This is a genomic window from Lactiplantibacillus sp. YT640, assembly GCF_049745435.1.
GTDB lineage: Bacteria > Bacillota > Bacilli > Lactobacillales > Lactobacillaceae > Lactiplantibacillus > Lactiplantibacillus plantarum.
Genome location: NZ_JBMNVY010000005.1, coordinates 25,008 through 43,166 on the forward strand (window position 1 = coordinate 25,008; position 18,159 = coordinate 43,166).

Below are 18,159 nucleotides of genomic sequence, written 5' to 3' on the forward strand. Positions count from 1 at the left end.
GACACCGAACACTCAGCAGACCGCCCCGGTACCAATTAATAGGCCTAGGACTTGCATCGTGATATACTTATTGATTGTGCATTATTACAGAATTTATAAAAGAAAGGACGGTATTATGCCAACTCAAAATTCAACGTTGCCGCTTGATGCCAACGGCCAGCCCTATCACCGGACTTGGCTTGTATTGACTTTACTTGTCGGGACGTTCACCACCTTCATTACCCAAACACTATTAACAACAGCTTTTCCAACGTTAATGGCCGATTTTCATATTTCAGCAACCGCCGTTCAGTGGTTGACCACTGGTTTCATGTTAATCATGGGAATTATGATTCCCGTCAGTGCCTGGTTGCTGACCCGAATCAATTCCAAGTATTTGTACTTAACAGCCATGCTTATTTTTGGTCTGGGAACTACGCTGGCGTACTTTGCCGTCAACTTTCAGATGTTGCTGATTGCCCGAATGATTCAAGCAATGGGCGTCGGGATTTCCGCCCCAGTGTTTCAAACAATCATGTCTTCAGTTTATCCACCCGAAAAACGGGGTTCCGCAATGGGGACAGCCGGCATTGTTATTGGCTTAGCACCCGCCATCGGACCGACACTCTCTGGCTGGATTATTGATAACTATTCCTGGCGGGCACTCTTCTTATTCATCCTGCCAATCAATATCCTAGTCATCATCGTTTCATTCTTCACTTTGCGGAAAGTCTTACCAACTTCCAAACAACCAATTGATTGGTGGTCAGTCTTGATCTCAACAATTGGTTTTGGCAGTATGTTATACGGTTTTTCATCCGTTGGTAATGCTGGTTGGGGCGACCCAGTCGTTCTCACAACTTTAGTCATTGGTCTGATTTTCATTGGTCTATTCGTCTGGCGGCAACTTCACATGGATCAGCCATTATTGGAATTACGTGTCTTTAAGATTCCGGCTTTCACCCTATCCGCAATCCTGACTGCCCTCGCTTACATGGCTATGATGGGCGTCGAAATGATTTTGCCAATGTATATTCAAACGGTCCTCGGTCGTTCAGCAATGGACTCTGGATTGATTTTATTACCTGGCGCAATCATGATGGGGATTATGAGCCCCATTACTGGTCGCATCTTTGACCATATCGGTGCCCGCAGACTAGCAATGACGGGGATGTTACTCCTAACGCTAGGAACTGCTTTCTTCCTATCAATTAGTGCCACGACCCCAATCTTATGGATCATCGTTGTTTACGCCATTCGGATGTTTGGCCTGACCATGGTTACCATGCCCGTCACAACGACTGGGATCAATGCGTTACCTTTCCGGTTGATTTCCCATGGGACCGCCGCCAACAACACCCTGCGTCAAGTCGCAGCTTCAATGGGGACGGCCGTTTTAATCAGTGTCTACTCCAGCGTCGCTAAGTGGCAAATGCCGGGACATCAATTACTGACACAGGCACCCTTGAAATACCGTCAGGACGGAATCACCGCAACCTTAACTGGTTATCACGTGGCGTTCGTTGTCTCACTCATTTTTTGTGCGATTGGCTTTGGGATTACCTTCTTCTTAAAAGCCAATCATTCAAAAACCATTAGTCAGGAGGATGATGCCGCATGATCATTGTCTTACTAATTCTGGCAACCTTTGTCTTTGCTGGCACGATGATTTTTTCACCGGCAGGCCGCAACCGTCTCATTGCCATTATCATTAGTGGCCTCATTATTGCCACTAGCCTCATCACCCTCGTCCTAAACGACAATTACCATTGGGGCATGCACGAGGTCACCCGCACGCAGATTCAAGACTTAGCCCCGCTCAAATCCAAACAAGTAGCGTTGCGGGTCCAGCAACTCGGAACAGGGTCTGAACGTGTCATCAGTTACCGGGTTGCAGCCGCCACTAAAGTCAGTCACACGGTGACCGCAACCACCACAACAACTAAACTGACTAGCGGTTCACCCGCGCAGGTTCAACTAAAGACCACGACTTGGCAGTTCAAAAATCACCTGACACACGTGTTATTCAGCCTAGGAAATACCAAGACAAAAATTGTTCAACGACAATATTTGTTTACAATTCCTAAAACATGGCAAGTGGTGACAGTTAAAAATTAGACGTTAATAAAACTGACTAACCATCTTGGCTAGTCAGTTTTATTTTGTTTAATCGTCATCACTTGTGGCGCTTCGCCAGCCAATCAACCGCTGAAACCTGATACACATTCTCATCATGATCGCCATCCAATAAGTGCTGACCACCTGGATGCTGAATCAAAAAGTCAAAGCCCGCCCGTTGCGCCACCGCATTGCTTGCCTGATTGTCCACCGCCACACGAATCCGCAAACATTGCCGATGATACTGATTAAAACCCAAGTCACAAACGCCACGGACGGCTGCCGTCATGACGCCGCGTCCCTGAAATGGTCGTCCCAACCAATAGCCGATGTTGGCACTGTGGTCGTTATCATCGAAGTGGTCACAGCTAACCATCCCCGCAACCCGTTGTTCAACGACAATGACTAGGTTGAGCGCTTGCGACCATTGTAACTGAAGCTGTGCCGCGGTTAAAAAGCGTTGTTTATCCGCCACCGTTTGAATTTTAGCCACCCATAGCAAATAATACTGATACTGCGCACGATTAGCTGTTAATAATGCTAGTAATGCCGGCGCATCGCTTTGGGGTAGTGGTTCTCGCAATTCAATCGCTGGTGTGACTCGATAAGTTAGCATGAACATTCCTACTCTCTTAGATGAAAAATCGCAATCATGATTAATTAAATGATTAACCCTGATTGCGATTTAAGTGTCTCAAAATTCAATTAATGTTGTAGTAATAACGTAATTAAAATCAAGGCGCTGACGACCTGAATCGTCCCCACGCCTAAGCCATACAGTGCTAAGCGCTTGCCAGCTTTCATAAAGTTAACAAGATTCAAACGTAACCCGATAGCTGCTAACGCAATGATTTCAAACCAACTACTAATTGTATGAGCCGTTGCGCCAATAATTGCTGGTAACGAAATCAAGCTATTCAATGCACATAAGATTAAGAACCCAGCCACGTACCATGGTAACCAATGACCGTTCCCATTACCACTGACGACAGCATCCTCAGCCAATTCATTTTCAATCGTGCGTTGGTGTAACCGGCCAAAAATCAAAACAACGACGACTAGCATCATAATCCGCATAATTTTGAAAATAGTTGCAAATTGAACCGTTGTTTGATTAACCATACTAGCTGCGGCCACCACCTGCCCAACTGATTGTAAAGTTCCCCCAATCAACGCCCCTTTAAGAATGACACTGCCACCAAACACGGCCATTCCTAAGACCGGTAACGTTAACATCAGCACTGTCCCCATCAAGTTAACTAAGGTAATGACAGTCCCCTTATCATCTTCATCCGCGTCAATAACGGGTGCGATTGATGCAATCGCCGACGACCCACACACGGCGTTACCGCCGGCCATCAGCATACGTACCGACTGGCTGAAACCCAGCTTACGCCCTAACCACAAAGCCCCAACGATCGTAATCGTCATTTGGCAAAGAATAAAGAGCACGCCGAACCCACCAATTTTGCCGATTGTCTGTACCGTCATCGTCGCACCGAGCAACATCACGGAATATTCCAACAGCTTACTTTCTGCGAACTTAGTCCCCCGACCAAGTTGCGGTTGTTTCAGAAACGTATTGCCACCAATGATTCCTAATAGAATCGCGATAGTAGCCGCACCTAACGCTGGCACAAATTGCGCCAATCCTTGACTAATAATTGCAATGACCAGACTGGTCACTAACCCCGGTAAAATCCCTTTGACCTTCATTCGCTTTCTCCCATCTCTATCTCGATGCTTTTAAGTATACGAAAGTTATTTACATTTGAGAAATAAATCATTATGATAGTTACTATTAATAAAAATAATAGTTAGGGGTGAACACAATGTTTAAACAATTGGAAACGTTCTGTGCGGTATACGAAACTCGCAACTTCTCCCATGCCGCCGAGCAACTTTTTATTTCCCAGCCGACCGTCTCAACACAAATCAAACAACTTGAAGCCGATTTACAAACCACGCTCTTAACACGTAACGGGCGCCAAGAAATCGTTCCTACTGCCAGTGGTCAGCTCCTCTATCAACAGGCTCAAAAGCTGTTAACAACTTGGGCCGCTACCAAAACAGCGGTGCAATCACCACGCCACTTAGTGAAAGTTCCTTGCCGGATTGGTGCCTCACACACAACCGGGCGTCTGATTCTACCCACTTTATTAGCCAATTTGAGTGCCGTCAGTGATCGCTTTGACTTTCAAGTGACGCTTGCCAATTCGGCCGAAATTTTGACCGCTATGTCCCAACACAAACTGGACTTTGGTTTAGTTGAAAAGCCACTCGTTACTGACCAGCTCAATCGCTTGCCATTTGGTCACGATGAGCTCGTCCATGCGGGCGACTTTGCCAGTCCCCTCTGGCTGCTACGTGAACCTAATTCCGGTGTGCGTCATTATACCAACGCCTTTTTAAAAGCCCGCAACATTCAGCCAGCACAAGTCATGGTCATCCACAGTAACCAAATCATCGCGGACCTCCTCGCTCATGGTATCGGCCAAACAATTATTTCACGTCACGTTTTAAGCAACGAGATTCCCATCGAACAGCTAAGTGCTCATTACCAACGCCAATTCTTTTTACTGACTAACACGCAACCGGCAGCGGCACTGCGCCCCGTACAGACTGCAATTACCCAGTACCTAACAACGTGGTCAGATTAGCGATCCCCGCCGTTGTTATTAGGTCTTTTTGACATTAGCGTTTAAAAAATGGTCTGACCACTAAAGTCAGACCATTTTTGATATTCACTGAACAACCGGCTGCCACTGTTGCCAAACTTGTTCATCACTATATTGTTCACTACTCCGATAGGCCCCCTTGCTAAGTCGTTGCTGACGTTGCGGACTTTCAAGTGTTCGGGTCAGCGCTCTGACTAGTTGGTTGACGGCACCATCCGTGACCAGATAACCATTCTTGCCATCCTTCAAAACATCCTTAGGGCCATAGTTAATATCATAAGCAATTGCTGGCACACCATGACTAAGGGCTTCAATTAACGATAATGGCTGCGCATCACTTTCACCAGTATAAACGTAAGCACCGACCTGATCATAAGCCATTGTTAAGTTCGGTTGATACCCAGCAAAAGTCACGGCGGTCTCTAGGTGCAACTGGGACACTTGCTGTTTTAGACGGTCAAGCTCACCACCATACCCGTAAATCACTAAGGTCGCATCCGTAATCTTATGGTGCACTTGGTCAAAAGCTGTCACTAGCTGATCGACGCGCCGTTCCGCATCCAAACGGCCGGTATAAATAATTTCATGCGCATGACGTTCACTGATCGAAATTGGTGCGTGTTGAGCGTGCTTTTTGGAAACAATGGCTGCTGAAATCGTCAGGATTGGGACACTCGGTTGACCACCGAGCCACTGCGTCAAATCTTGCTTCTGTTGTTCGGTACTCGTAATCACACCGTCCCAAGCACTCAGAAACTCGTGCAGGCCATAAACATACGCGTTATTCAAATTAGAATAGACTTGATCACGCGGATCGACTGCATGTGGCGTGGGTAACCACAAATATTTTTTAGCCGCCGTCTGCATGTTCACCACCGGCCACTGAGCAGCTAACGGCCGATCCGCAATAAAGACGTTGTTTTCATCATATTGCTTGTTCAGTTCATCTAAGAAGAACCGGTACCATTCTTGTTCACCATTAAAGTAGTAGTCACGGCCATGATAATTGATAAGATGGCACAACGAAACATAATTAGTCCCATTATTATCATGCGCATAATACTGTTCGGCCATCCGACTACCATCTGGTCGATAGAAAATATCCGTGATTGGTTCCCCGGCTGACGAGAAGAATTCATCACGGGCCTTAAAGCCCCGTTCATCATAATCAGTACGCTGAACAAGATTATTGAAGTGATCAAAAATTTCAATGAAGTACACGTGCCCCACCGTGCTGGGAACAAAGTGGACCTTAGCAACCAGCCGATCACCAGCTCGTACCTCACTGACATTGGGGTCCGGCTTAATGTCATAGGCAGTTGGCCAGTTCAAATCAGCCATCTTGATGACCCGACTGGAAAAGCTGGTCGTTTCACGAAAAAAGTCAAACAAGTTGGCCATCTGATCATCGGCAATATTGAAGCGCCGCATATTCTGATGTAACAAACCATCGAATTGACGCGTTACTAGTTTAGCCGGTGCCTGATGATCTTTAAACAACTGGAGCCGTTTAAATTCGGCATGTTCCACACCAGAATTTAACGCCATTAAATATTGGTTCACAAAAAAATTCATCGCTGTGTTGCCCCCTCAACTTGATAAAAATCGGCTGCGGCTTTCATGAGTGGTTGCCACTGTTGCCAAACAGCCGTTGTGCTAAAGCGTTGGGCATCTTGATAAGCCTGTTGACTATACATGGCTAACTTTTTCGGCTGCGTTAACAAGTCGATCATCGCCGTAGCCAACGCATTTTCATCATTGACCGGCACCAATTGACCATCGTGACCGTCCCGAATAATATCACGTGGCCCATATTTGACATCATAGGCAATCTGGGGCACCCCGTGGGCCTGACCTTCAAGCAAGGCAAGTGCAAAACCTTCTGCCCGCGACGTTAACATCGCCAACTGCGCATCATTATAGACAGCTGTTAAATCGGTCGTATAATCATTAAACGTAACTGCCGCTTTCAGTCCCAGCTGTTCCACAAGTTGATGCAGTTGTTTGCCGGTATCTCCATTTGCATAGCCCCAGAAATCAAGGGTCGCATTCGGCACTTGGGCCAATACCTTTTTGAATGCCCGGATCACCTGATCTTGTTGCTTTTCTTCGGCTAAACGCGCCACAAAAATAATCTTGCCTGCGGTGCGCTGATCAAAAGATGGCTTGGGCGCATTCAAAGTCGCGTCATCGACAATCCCAACTGGAATCGTATAAACGGCGGGTTGATTGCCAAAGCGGGCTTGAAAGTCAGCAGTTTGTTGCTTAGTCGACGCAATAACGCCATTCCATCGGTCTAGGTTATTGAGCGCGTAAGCATAATTAAAGTTGAGACTAGCCGTCTTCGGATGTGCTGGATCATTAACGTGATTACTGTGTAAGTGCATGACTTTAAACGCTTTAGTTCGCATGTGAAGTGCGGCGTAAGCCAACTCATACGTCCGATCAATGACAAAGACCGCATGCGGCGTCCTCCGATTAAGTTCATCGAGGAAAAAGGTTGTCATTGCCGTTTCACCAGCAAATGACCAGTCTTGCCCCTCATAATTAATGAATCGATAAAGTGAATTTTGGACCTGATTTTGTCGATCTGCCATATGAAATGTCTGATAGACGACCTCCCCGTCCGGATTAAAGACTTGTTCACTTGCTACTTGTCCATCAGCGGCATAGAACTGTTCAAGCCCTTTAAATCCCCGGGTATCGTACCAATCGGTCTTCACTAACTTACCATTTTGATCATAATATTGGACATTGTTCAGTTGTTTTTGAGTGTTCAGAAATGTATTGACCTTCATTAATAATTGGTCATTTTGATAAACTTCATAATGACGCCCAACGGGTTGCACCCGCAAGTCCGGTGCTAGATGCAGGTCTTCAATCGTCATCTTAGTCGTTGGCCGTTCACTGGAATGCTGAATGAAATCAAACAGATTAATTTGATTTTCAGCCGCAATCCCCGCTGCTGTCAGTGTCTGGTGTAACGATAATGAAAAAAATCGCGTGACCATCTTAGCAGGAACGTGATGCTGGTTAAAAAGTGCCAGCCGTTTCATCTCAGCATGTTCAATTCCCGATTTTTTCGGGTTAATGCTGGTATTCACAAAATAATACATTATTACTCGCTCCCTTACACGACGTTCTGCTTAACGGTCTCGATTATAACAAATTTTACTGAATTAATAAGAATATCGCTCACAGCTTTAAACCATTTTTTAAGTTACCTTCTGAATTTTACCGCGAGTGTGATGATAATGTGGCGAAAACATGATGAAAGTGTTAACTTGTTACACCATGTTACTTTATTACAAAATTGGCTCAAACCGTAATCTGTTATTTATTGCTTTGCAATCTGCGGTCGGTATACTAATCACCATTCAATCGAAATAACAACACAACTTTTATAGGAGTGACTGATTAACTTATGAAAATTAAAAATGCCCTATTAACTTCATTGGCAGCTACCGGTCTGTTAGCTTTAGGTACTACCGTTGCTAATGCCGATACCGTTGTCGTTAAAGCTGGCGATACTGTCAGTGAAATTGCTTTAACGCATAAGACGACCATCAAAGCGATTCAAAAAGCCAACCATTTAAAGAACGTTAACTTGATCTATATCGGTGACAAACTGGAAGTCAACGGCAAACACCACGCAACCACGGTTACTACCCAAGTACCAACTAGTGCTGCTTCAAGTACGGCTAGTTCGACCAGTACTGCCAGTTCAACGGCCAACAGTACTAGCACCCAAAGTGCCAGCAGCGCAGCCGTTAGCAGCAGTACAAGTACGTCAGCAGCTAGCACGGCTACCAGTTCGTCAACGACAAGTGTCGCCTCAAGTAGTGCTGCCAGCTCATCAAGCACAAGTGCTGCTTCAAGTAGCGTGACCAGCACGTCAACCGCCAGCGCGGCCTCAAGTAGTGCCACCAGTTCATCAACCAGCAGTGCTGCTTCAAGCAGTGCCGCCAGTTCGTCAACTAGCAGTGCCACTTCAAGCTCTGCAACGAGCCAAGCTAGCACGGCGTCAAGTTCAACCGCTACTTCCGCATCTATGACGAAGTTGAGCAACACCACTGCTTCCAGTGCCGCCAGCACAAGTACGGCAGCCAGCAATAGTGCTACCACTTCAAGCAGCACCACAACGAGCACTAGCAGCAGTTCATCAACAACTAGCACATCAAGTAGTGCTGAAGCTGCCGCAAAAGCCTGGATTGCCAACAAGGAATCCGGTGGCTCCTATACCGCATCTAACGGGAACTATTATGGTAAGTATCAACTCAGCAAGTCACTTCTAAACGGTGACTACTCAGCTTCTAATCAGGAAACCGTCGCTGACGAATACGTGGCTTCACGCTACGGTTCATGGGTAGCGGCCAAGGCCTTCTGGGAAGCCAACGGTTATTACTAAACACATTCATGCACAACTGAACATACAATCAGCGCGGTCCTATATGGGGGCCGCGTTTTTCTGTTGCCATATAGGTGCATCGGACTTGCCTGACTGCAAACTGGCAATCCCCCCATGATCGGCCCTTATTGCAGTCCTTCATCAACCACTATGCAAATGGTCTGCTGGTAAAGTCGAACACGTGCAAGCCGCAGTCAATTTGGGAGGGCTTTTCAAAAGTCCAATTCTACCATGCCCCCCACCGTCAACGTAATCACGTTACGCAGGTCACTACATTGACACACTCGTCACTAAGATTGCATTGCAAATTAGCGGTAATGTAAGCGTTAATCTGTTACACTATGTCTTAATCGGGCATGTTTTATTTTCTAAAAAGTCCGTCAGTAAGCAAATTGCGCTTAACGAACCGCTTACATGATGGTAAACTTTAAGGGAAGTCTAATCTAGTTTGGGAGTGAATCAATTATATGAAAATTAAACACCTATTATTATCCTCATTAGCAACAACTGGTGCCATTGCCCTTGGTGCAACTGCTGCTAAGGCCGATACGGTGACGGTCAAGGCTGGTGACACTGTCAGTGAAATCGCAGACACTCACAAAACAACCGTTGCCGCCGTTCAAAAGTTGAACCATTTGAAGAACGTCAACTTAATCTACGTCGGGGACAAACTACAAGTTAACAAACACCAGACAGTTAAAATGACACGGGCCACCACCTCAGTAGCCACGCCAAGCACGACGACTACAACAACTAGTGCCGCCGTTCAAAATCCTACTAGCACCGTTACCGCCACGTCAACGGTTAGTCAAAGCACAGCGAGTCAAGCCAGTGCCAGCTCAGTTACCAGTGCAGCCAGTCAAAGCAGCACATCAGCCGTTAGCCAGAGCAGCACGAGTCAAAACAGCGCCAGCTCAGTTACCAGTGCAACGAGCCAAAGCGCGACGTCGGCCGTTAGCCAAAGCAGTACTAGTCAAGCTAGTGCTAGTTCAGTCACTAGTACGACGAGCCAGAGTGCAACGTCGGCCACTAGCCAAAGTAGTACTAGTCAAGCCAGTGCTAGTTCAGTCACTAGTACGACGAGCCAGAGTGCAACGTCGGCCGCTAGCCAAAGCAGTACTAGTCAAGCCAGTGCTAGTTCAGTAAAAAGTGCGGCTAGTCAAAGTACAACGGTAACCAGTCAAAGCACGACGACCACCGCTAGTTCAGCCGCAACTAGTAGTGCAAGTACTAGCAGCACAACTGCCAGTCAAGCTAGCTCAAGCACGGCCAGTTCAACAACAAGCACGACAACCAGCTCGACTAGTACATCTGAGGCTGCTGCCAAGGCCTGGATTGCTGCTCGCGAATCTGGTGGCTCCTACACCGTAACCAACGGTATTTACTATGGTAAATATCAACTTGGTCAATCCCTCTTAAATGGCGATTATTCTGCCGCCAACCAAGAAGCGACTGCCGACGCATACGTCGCTGGCCGTTACGGCTCATGGACTGCTGCTAAAGCGTTCTGGCAAGCAAACGGCTGGTACTAATCAGCATCTGCAATTATCAAATTCAAGCTTTATCATTGACATCAAAGCCAGCGCGGACGACTCATCGTTCGCACTGGCTTTTTTCATTAAGATATAGCAGTGATGTTCTGATTTAATCAGGTCGTCACACCACCAATTCTGTTATACTAACGCTATCCTAATTGAGACGGAGGGCTCACACATGCACTTAACATTGACCCAAACAACCATTAACCAGCAAACTTACTGGCTGGGCACAACGCCCACCGGCTTAGCCTTTGTCGGCCGTGCCAACGGTCCACGCGACGAATGGCAAGCCTTCTTCAAATCCGCTAATATTCATTATGATCAACAAGCTAATCAACAGGCCTGTCAAGAATTACATGATTACCTAACTGGTCAACGCCAGCATTTTGACATACCCCTCGACCAAACGACGGGCACCCCTTTACAACACCAAGTTTGGCAAGCTTTAACCCGTATTCCATACGGTCAAACTGCAACTTATTCACAACTCGCCACAATGATCAATCACCCTACCGCAGTCCGAGCTGTCGCCAGCGCCGTTGGTAAAAATCCACTCCTTATTGTGATCCCCTGCCATCGTATCCGCCGCAAAGACGGTCAACTTGGCGGCTATCGTGGTGGTTTGCCAATGAAACGCGCCCTATTAGCTCTTGAAAACGCCCGCTTGCCCAAATAAGCTTCATTTAGAACCAAGCGCACGCCCTTGTCACACCGAATCAACTATGTCATCATAAAATCAAACAATGATTGCTAATTGTGCCAATAGTTATTAGGCCTAATTAGGATTAAAACGTGCCAAGTTGTGTAAGTTCAAAAGCAGCCAGCTTAGGCCCGCTGGAAAAAGTTCGAGTTAACGTAAAATTACTTAGTTGGCGCGTCCTATGCCGACTTCCAGGCATTTCGGCCAATTGCTGGAACGCGGTGGACACAGATTTAAGCCGAAGACCACGTCTTAAATACTGGTCTTCCACTAACCAAGCCAAGGACGCTTGCTAAGTGGAATTTCACCGCTGAGCATTGGCCGAAACGCCTTCCAGTCGGGACAGTGTTCGAATGGCGGACATGTGCGGACCCAACTTTTGGTGAATTCGTCATTGTTTTTCATAAATAGTAATTTCTCTCAGCAACTATCAGACTGAAAATGATATTGGAATAGCTCAACATCTTAAGCCGCTGTAGTCAAAATTGAATGTTGCGACAAAGTAGGTTATGCACCCTGATGTTTTATTTAAAGTTCCCGTATCAAAATAGCCAACGACAAATTTCACCAAGTTAAGTAGCCGTTCATCAGCCATTCGAGCGGGTTCCCGACTGGAGGGGCTGGGTGACAATGCTCAGTAGCCAAATTATTCTTAGCTGGAAGTGGGTTGCTTCCGGCTTAGAATAAGACTCGTATTTGAGATGACGCGGGTTGGGCGTTAGCTCAAATCGACGTCGGCTACGTTCCAGCAATTGTCACCCAGCCCCGGAGGTCGGCATAGAACGCACACCGGCTGACGAATAACAATCTAAACTTGGCACGTTTTGATCCTATTTCATGACTAATTAGCTCGCACAACACGTAATGACTTTATTTCAAGAATTTGGGGGACAAACTAATGCTATCCATCGCACATATTCAGAAGCGTTTCGGGACTGTTCAAGCATTAAATGACGTGTCATTTGACGTCCATGACGGGGAAATCATGGGATTGATTGGTCAAAATGGCGCGGGGAAATCAACCACGTTTCACAGCATCTTAAATTTTCTATCATTCGACGGTCAAATTACTTGGAATGGGCAACCGTTGACCGCTGATGACTACGATCAAATCGGCTACTTACCCGAAGAACGTAGCCTAATGTCCAAATTAACCATCACACAACAAATCGTGTACTTGGCCCGTTTGAAAAATCAGCCGGCACGGGTGACCAAGGGCAAAATTGCCGCATGGATGAAGCGCTTTGCGGTCAAGGGGCAGCCGACCGATAAGATTGATAAGTTATCTAAAGGAAACCAACAAAAGGTCCAGCTGATTTGTACTTTAATTCATGATCCCAAACTGATTATCTTGGACGAACCATTCAGTGGTTTGGACCCGGTCAACGCCGACCTGCTCAAGCAAGCTATTTTAGATGCTAAGCAACGGGGCGCCGCGATTATTTTTTCCAGTCATGATATGAGTAATGTCGAAGCGATCTGTGACTCACTCGTTATGCTACGTAATGGTGAAGCAGTCCTTAAGGGTACCGTTGAAGACGTTCGCGCCCAGTTTGGCCGTACCCGTCTCTTCTTGACGACTGACTGGTCACAAGCGCAACTGGCCGATCTACCAGGAGTCACCAACGTTACTCAACAAGGTGCCCAGCGATTCCGACTCGAACTTGCAGATGCTTCAGTTGGCCCAGCGATTTTTGATCAAGTCACTGCTGGTCATTACATTGAAGAGTTCAGTCAGCAGCCACCAACGCTGGATGAGATTTTCCGAACTGAAGCGGGAGGTGTTAACCATGAATAAGACTTGGATTGTGACTTTTGAAACCTACTTGCGGCAGATCAAGTCCTGGAGCTTTTTGTCACTCGTCTTTATGCCCTTCTTGTTCTTCGGGTTCGTGGCCGCCTTTTCTTATTTTGCTGCACCCAGCGCTAATAAGAATGACATCGCGGTCGTTAGCACTAGCCCACAATTACGCACAAGTTTCATTAAGCAGAGTCATGTGGCTACCGCTAATAAATACCAAACACTCGCCAGCGCTAAGGCGGCGACGAAGCGCAATGACATCGCCGGCTACCTCGTTTTAACAACCAAAAATCAACAGTTGCAAGCGCAGTTCACTGGTCCTAATGCTGTCAGCAGCGGTGACAAGGCTAAGATTCAGCAGTTCTTAGCCACTGCCCAAAGCCAACGTAACGTACAGCGCGCACAACTAAGTGCCAAACAGACCCAGGCGTTGGCTGTACAGCCAAAATTTACTGAACAATTACAGAAGCACGCTGCTTCAGATAAAACGGCTAAAACGGTCTCCTTCTATATTGTCGTCTTCTTTGTCTACTTGATTTTGACCACTTATTCAGCAATCACAGCACAAGAGATTGCCGCAGACAAAGGCACCAAGATTATGGAAGTCATCTTCTCGAGTACGACACCGCGGAAATACTTCAATGGTAAAATTTACGGTGTCTTACTAGTCATTGTGACTCAGCTGCTCGTCTACTTAGTGGGTGGCTTTGCCGTCATGCAATTCGTTAAACGTAGCTCACTCACAATTGATTTTTGGCAACAGAATACCGATTTGATCAATCAAGTGATTCACAACTTGGTCTCAATCAACTTGTTGTTTGCATTACTGGCCGTACTACTCTACACCGTAGCGTCGGCCTTCTGTGGTGCTTTGGTGACCCGGGTCGCGGATGCTAGCAAGGCAGCACAACCGGTCATCTATCTGAGTATGCTAGCGTTTTTCATGGCCCTAGCCTTTCAGAACACACCCACCAATCTCTTCGTTAAGATTTTCTCATATATTCCGTTCTTCTCATCATACTTCATGCCATTGCGCCTCATTAACGGCATGGCAACGATGCCCGCTGCAATCGTGTCACTCCTGATTCTCATTGCAACAATCATTGGAAGTATGATCTACATCGGCCGAATCTATGGTGGGCTAATGTTACAAACGGATGAACTCGGTTTCTGGGGCAACTTAAAGCGTGGCTTACGGTTGAAGTAAGCCCACTAATTGAATATTATTAATACAATATAACAACAGCAAGCACCCGGTCTAGCAACGCCATTATGCGCTAGACCGGGTGCTTGTATTTTTTGAATTCACATTTTCGACTTATCGGCAACTAGCTCAAACAACCGTTAACAACAGCTAAATCAAGTTAAGCCTGCTTCGTCGGATAAATCGTAAATTCATTAACGTTAACATCTTCTGGTTGGTCAATGGCAAAGTTAACCACGTTCGCAACGGCTGCTGGACTGATTCCCACTTGTTGATAAAAATCAGTCATATTCTGTTTGGCCGTCTTATCCGTAATCGTGTGCAATAATTCCGTATTGATGGCCGCTGGATATAAGCTGACCGTTCGAATATTGGTACCTTCTTGGGCACTTTCCATCCGAATGACTTCCATCAAATTACGAACCGCAAACTTCGTAGCACCGTACACGCCGGAGCCAGCAAAGGACTTAATCCCAGCCACTGACGATGTCGTAATAATCTGACCCGATTTTTGAGCGGTAAAGATTGGCATGACCGCTGCCACCCCGTTCAAGACGCCTTTGATGTTAATATCAATCATCTGGTCCCATTCATCCGTGTGCAAGGCACTGATTGGCGATGTCGGCATAATCCCAGCATTATTGAAAATCACGTCAAGCCCACCGAATTGCGTTTGCGCTAGCTTAACCAGTGCTTGTACATCGGCCGACTTCGTTACATCCGTCACCTGATAGGCCGCTTGTCCACCGGCTGCCTTGATTTCATCAACTAAAGCGGCCAGGCGTTCTTCACGCCGTGCGCCCAATACGACTTTAGCACCATTACTGGCTAATTGCTTAGCGGTCGTCGCCCCAATTCCGGACGAGGCCCCCGTAATCACAACGACTTTGTTTTTAACTGTCATCTAACTATTCCTCCTATTCACCGTAAACTTCTTTAATCAGCGCCAGTGCTGACCACGCCTTAGGCCACCCCGCATAGAAAGCCAAGTGGGTAACGATTTCAACGGCTTCATCCTTTGAGATACCATGATCCTTGCCCATCTTAAAATGCGCCTTTAATTGTGGAAAATCACCACTAGTCATTAAGCATGCAATCGTAATCATGCTCCGATCATGTAAACTTAGTGCGCTTTCGCGTGACCAGACTTCACCAAATAACACATCATCATTTAACGCGGCAAATTGTGGTGCTAATTTGCCTAAATTGTCGCGTCCTGCGGTTTGTTTAACTGTCATATTAGTTTCCTCCTTCAATAACTGCTTTAACTTTTATAATTTTGCGTACGCTTCATCGTCAACTGGTTCGAGCCATTCGCTAGTTCCCTTAGTAATCGCGATGTGGGCAAACCAACTATCCTTTGTTGCACCATGCCAATGCTTCACACCAGGATGAATTGTGACCACGTCGCCGGGATGTAATAACTGGGCTGGCTTACCAGCCTCTTGATACCAACCTTCACCACTCGTCACCAATAAGATTTGGTATCCGTTATGATGGATATGCCAATTATTCCGACAGCCGGGTTCAAACGTCACGTTGGAAACATTCACGTCGACCTGCTCATCACCGGCTAAGGCATTCAGGTAACTTTGACCGATAAAGTATTGTTGGTAGGCCTCATTCTTTACACCTAATCCAAATAGGCCGCTATTATTAGTTGTTGTCATATTAAAAACACTCCTTAATTATTTGCTTGCTAACTGATTGATGAATACAGCTTACAACTTAAAGTACACTTTAAGTCAACAATAAAGTTTAAACTTGCTAAAATAGGATTTCGTGGTATTGTTATTGCTAAAGTTACTTCAAATAAAAGTTAGAATAAGGAGAATTTTAAAATTGGTAAGGACTACTACAGAACGTTATTCAATCGGTGACTTCGCTAAAGCCGTTGGTCTCAGCGCCCCCACACTACGCTACTACGAAAAAGCGGGCTTGATTGAACCACATCGCTTAGACAATGGCCGGCGCTATTATGAGACTGCCGATATTAACTGGGTCAAATTCTTATTACATCTTAAAGGAACGGGTATGAGTATTAGCGAATTGCAGCAATACGTTACCTGGCGCGCAGCCGGCGACGACACGATTCCCAAGCGATTAGCACTGCTCAAGCACGTTAAAGAAGACTTTCTCGTCCAGTTCAACGAAGTCCAGCATCATCTACAGATTCTCAACGACAAAATTAATTGGTATGAAGAAAAGGAAGCTGGTATTACCCAGGATCACGAAGATTTTTCGAGTTACTTGCAACGGTTTGGGCATCACGAATAACCTGAATAACGCACAACCGTCACCACAATCATTATTAAGTTAGATACACCGAGGTTCAGTCGCCTTGCTCAAAAAAGTAATAGTCATTTCAAGAATCAATTCTTGAAACGACTATTACTTTTTTTGAAACCTTTTCCAGCATAATTTAATTCACGATTATTAACGTTTCCGTTAAGCCAGCAATTCCGTAATCATTTTTTGATAAATCTCGATGAAGCGCCCATACATATCCAAATCAACATATTCATTAACTTGGTGCGCTGTAATATTGCCGGGTCCGAAGACGATCACTTGCATATCAGGACTCTTTACAATATAAGACGATGCGTCCGTCCCACCAGGAGCACCAAAGTACGGGAGCCGCTGTTGTAAGACTTGTTCCCCAACCTTCTTCGCCAACTGGACCAACTGGCTATCTTCCGGCGTATGCACTGGGTAGAACGAACTTGCGATGTCCATCGTTAGATTGGCACCATCCGCATTGCATTCAGCAATGATGGCTTCCAAATCATTAATCAAGCGGTCATTCCGTAATTCTGGAATCGTCCGAATTTTTACTGACATTTCGGCACTGGCTGGGACGGTGTTGACCTGTTCGCCACCACTAATTAACGTCACGACAGGTACGGTTGGGCCCAATACGGGATTAACGATAGTCTTGAAACTGTCAAAATAGGCGGTTTGTTTCTGATAGTAAGTCATCAACATATCGATGGCGTTTTGACCAATCGCTGGCATCGAACTGTGGGCCGCCACCCCTTGCGCTTTAATCGTATAAGTCAGTGAACCCTTATGCGCTAATTCGATGAAGTGTTGTTCGGTCGTCGGATTCGCATCCGCCATCCGTTGCGCCGTATCGTCGTCAACACCTAACATGGCTTGAATCGACTTGGTCAGTAAAAGCTGTTTGTCCGCACCGCTTGGTTCCGCACAGATCAACGTTTGAATATCATCGGCGTAACCGAGTTCCGTCAATTGTTCAGCACCTAAATGGTCGACTTCTTCTCCCACAGTTGCGAGTAACCGCACCGTGCCATGGAGTGGGACGTCTTGATCGTGCAATGCAATCATCGCGAAAACTTCAGCCATTAGTCCAGCCTTCATGTCCGTCACACCGCGACCATACAACCGATTATCTTTGATAGTTGCTGCCAACGGGTCCGTGTGCCATTTATCTGCATCACCCAACGCCACCGTATCTTCATGACCATCCAACGCGACGACTGGACCGTGACCATCACCAATTTCGGCCACCAAGTTCACCCGCCCGGGAGCGTACTCGATTGATTGTGCTTCAATACCATGTTGCTTTAAAAGTGTGACCAAATAATCCGCCACCAATTGCTCATGGTTATTTACCGTATTCATTTTTACAATATCGCTTAATGCCTGTACAGCAGCTTCTAACTGTGCCGTTTCTGCCATGCCATTCATCCCCTAGTCATCCTTAATTAAA

At 46.3% G+C, this 18,159-nt stretch carries 17 protein-coding genes; 9 read left to right on the forward strand and 8 right to left on the reverse strand.

Annotated elements, in window-relative coordinates:
- The first annotated feature begins 115 nt into the window (after positions 1-115).
- Complete coding sequence (locus tag ACOV1R_RS05150; protein ID WP_015380793.1) at positions 116-1,600, forward strand: MDR family MFS transporter; 1,485 nt, start codon at positions 116-118, stop codon at positions 1,598-1,600.
- Positions 1,597-2,097, forward strand: coding sequence for a DUF4811 domain-containing protein (locus tag ACOV1R_RS05155; protein ID WP_015380794.1), 501 nt, complete (start codon positions 1,597-1,599; stop codon positions 2,095-2,097). The genes ACOV1R_RS05150 and ACOV1R_RS05155 overlap by 4 nt, the downstream gene beginning before the upstream one ends.
- A 58-nt stretch (positions 2,098-2,155) precedes the next feature.
- On the opposite strand, the gene ACOV1R_RS05160 is transcribed toward ACOV1R_RS05155, so the two are convergent.
- A complete protein-coding gene (locus tag ACOV1R_RS05160) occupies positions 2,156-2,719 on the reverse strand; it encodes a GNAT family N-acetyltransferase (RefSeq protein ID WP_015380795.1) in 564 nt (187 codons plus the stop codon).
- An 83-nt stretch (positions 2,720-2,802) separates the two neighbouring features.
- A complete protein-coding gene (locus tag ACOV1R_RS05165; RefSeq protein ID WP_013355871.1) occupies positions 2,803-3,813 on the reverse strand; it encodes a YeiH family protein in 1,011 nt (336 codons plus the stop codon).
- 116 nt (positions 3,814-3,929) lie between these two features.
- On the opposite strand from ACOV1R_RS05165, the gene ACOV1R_RS05170 reads away from it, so the two are divergent.
- Complete coding sequence (locus ACOV1R_RS05170; RefSeq protein WP_003642119.1) at positions 3,930-4,757, forward strand: LysR family transcriptional regulator; 828 nt, start codon at positions 3,930-3,932, stop codon at positions 4,755-4,757.
- A gap of 84 nt (positions 4,758-4,841) precedes the next feature.
- On the opposite strand, the gene asp1 is transcribed toward ACOV1R_RS05170, so the two are convergent.
- The gene (gene asp1, locus ACOV1R_RS05175) at positions 4,842-6,350 is read right to left on the reverse strand and encodes an accessory Sec system glycosyltransferase Asp1 (RefSeq protein WP_217203077.1); all 1,509 of its coding nucleotides are present in this window, start codon (positions 6,348-6,350) and stop codon (positions 4,842-4,844) included.
- Complete coding sequence (locus ACOV1R_RS05180; RefSeq protein WP_015380798.1) at positions 6,347-7,891, reverse strand: glycosyltransferase; 1,545 nt, start codon at positions 7,889-7,891, stop codon at positions 6,347-6,349. The genes asp1 and ACOV1R_RS05180 overlap by 4 nt, the downstream gene beginning before the upstream one ends.
- 308 nt (positions 7,892-8,199) lie before the next feature.
- Between ACOV1R_RS05180 and ACOV1R_RS05185 the strand changes: the two genes are divergently transcribed.
- The 5 genes from ACOV1R_RS05185 to ACOV1R_RS05205 all read left to right on the forward strand — a co-directional run bounded on the left by ACOV1R_RS05185 (position 8,200) and on the right by ACOV1R_RS05205 (position 14,429).
- The gene (locus tag ACOV1R_RS05185; protein WP_015380800.1) at positions 8,200-9,183 is read left to right on the forward strand and encodes a LysM peptidoglycan-binding domain-containing protein; all 984 of its coding nucleotides are present in this window, start codon (positions 8,200-8,202) and stop codon (positions 9,181-9,183) included.
- A gap of 467 nt (positions 9,184-9,650) precedes the next feature.
- Positions 9,651-10,715 carry a LysM peptidoglycan-binding domain-containing protein gene (locus ACOV1R_RS05190; RefSeq protein WP_016511814.1) on the forward strand — a complete coding sequence of 355 codons (1,065 nt, stop codon included), beginning with the start codon at positions 9,651-9,653 and terminating at the stop codon, positions 10,713-10,715.
- 181 nt (positions 10,716-10,896) lie between these two features.
- Positions 10,897-11,397 carry a methylated-DNA--[protein]-cysteine S-methyltransferase gene (locus tag ACOV1R_RS05195; RefSeq protein WP_003642124.1) on the forward strand — a complete coding sequence of 167 codons (501 nt, stop codon included), beginning with the start codon at positions 10,897-10,899 and terminating at the stop codon, positions 11,395-11,397.
- A gap of 922 nt (positions 11,398-12,319) precedes the next feature.
- On the forward strand, positions 12,320-13,219 hold the full coding sequence (locus tag ACOV1R_RS05200; protein WP_015380802.1) for an ABC transporter ATP-binding protein: 900 nt from the start codon (positions 12,320-12,322) through the stop codon (positions 13,217-13,219).
- Positions 13,212-14,429, forward strand: coding sequence for an ABC transporter permease (locus tag ACOV1R_RS05205; protein ID WP_217203081.1), 1,218 nt, complete (start codon positions 13,212-13,214; stop codon positions 14,427-14,429). Before ACOV1R_RS05200 ends, ACOV1R_RS05205 begins: the two co-directional genes overlap by 8 nt.
- A 157-nt stretch (positions 14,430-14,586) precedes the next feature.
- Here ACOV1R_RS05205 and ACOV1R_RS05210 read toward each other — a convergent pair whose 3' ends face one another.
- Genes ACOV1R_RS05210 through ACOV1R_RS05220 form a run of 3 tightly spaced genes read right to left on the reverse strand, consistent with a single transcriptional unit; the run spans position 14,587 to position 16,096 of the window.
- Positions 14,587-15,330 carry an SDR family oxidoreductase gene (locus ACOV1R_RS05210; protein WP_015380803.1) on the reverse strand — a complete coding sequence of 248 codons (744 nt, stop codon included), beginning with the start codon at positions 15,328-15,330 and terminating at the stop codon, positions 14,587-14,589.
- A gap of 13 nt (positions 15,331-15,343) precedes the next feature.
- Positions 15,344-15,664, reverse strand: coding sequence for a carboxymuconolactone decarboxylase family protein (locus ACOV1R_RS05215; protein WP_003644826.1), 321 nt, complete (start codon positions 15,662-15,664; stop codon positions 15,344-15,346).
- A gap of 33 nt (positions 15,665-15,697) precedes the next feature.
- On the reverse strand, positions 15,698-16,096 hold the full coding sequence (locus ACOV1R_RS05220; RefSeq protein WP_003644760.1) for a cupin domain-containing protein: 399 nt from the start codon (positions 16,094-16,096) through the stop codon (positions 15,698-15,700).
- Between the two features lie 172 nt (positions 16,097-16,268).
- Here ACOV1R_RS05220 and ACOV1R_RS05225 point away from each other — a divergent pair, with 172 nt between their 5' ends.
- Positions 16,269-16,703, forward strand: a complete 435-nt coding sequence (locus tag ACOV1R_RS05225; protein WP_003644827.1) for a MerR family transcriptional regulator — start codon at positions 16,269-16,271, stop codon at positions 16,701-16,703.
- Positions 16,704-16,874: 171 nt separating this feature from the next.
- Here the strand turns inward: ACOV1R_RS05225 and ACOV1R_RS05230 are convergent, their stop codons facing one another.
- Complete coding sequence (locus tag ACOV1R_RS05230; protein WP_003644828.1) at positions 16,875-18,137, reverse strand: ArgE/DapE family deacylase; 1,263 nt, start codon at positions 18,135-18,137, stop codon at positions 16,875-16,877.
- Positions 18,138-18,159 lie beyond the last annotated feature (22 nt).